The organism is Arenibacter lacus (assembly GCF_008711145.1).
In the GTDB taxonomy this organism is placed as follows: Bacteria; Bacteroidota; Bacteroidia; order Flavobacteriales; family Flavobacteriaceae; genus Arenibacter; species Arenibacter amylolyticus.
The window spans coordinates 1-518 of sequence record NZ_VVIN01000239.1; the positions used below are offsets into that span (position 1 = coordinate 1).

The 518-nt window shown below is 52.5% G+C and carries 2 protein-coding genes; both read left to right on the top strand.

Annotated features, from left to right (window positions below; translation table 11 throughout):
* Positions 1 to 277 (top strand): tyrosine-type recombinase/integrase (locus tag F1E73_RS17320; RefSeq protein ID WP_150452701.1); only part of this gene is annotated, 277 nt, incomplete at its 5' end.
* A 2-nt stretch (positions 278 to 279) separates the two neighbouring features.
* Positions 280 to 518, top strand: a 239-nt coding sequence (locus F1E73_RS17325) for a transposase zinc-binding domain-containing protein (protein ID WP_191089074.1), incomplete at its 3' end; no start/stop codon positions are given.

Consider the following 518-nt stretch of genomic DNA (forward strand, 5'->3'; position numbering starts at 1 on the left):
ATACGACAGGAAAGGCAATCCCTCCCAGTTATCGGCAACGGGGGTGCAATGGATCGTTCGGGAAGCTCGCAAACATAGCGGGATCCAGAAAGGGATCACTCCCCATATCCTTCGGCACAGTTATGCCACGCATCTTTTGGAGATGGGGTTGGACATCATCAGTGTCAAAGACTTGCTGGGACACGCACATATACAGACAACGCTTACCTATCTTCATGTGGCACAACTGGGCAGACAAAAGCCGTTCAGTCCACTGGATCGGCTTTACAATAGGTAACCGTGAAACCTGTTTACGAGGTGGCACAGGTATTGGAGCGCAACAGGGAACAGCTCGCCGGCATTTGTGCCAATAGCTGGCAGTCTAGGACCCTGCACGCCCTGCGCAAATGCCGTACCGCATCATTGGGCGGGCATATCGACCGCTGTAACAATCCTTCATGCCATAGGCTCCACCTTAGCTACAATAGTTGTCGGAACCGCCATTGTCCAAAGTGCCAGGGACATAAAAGGGAGGAATG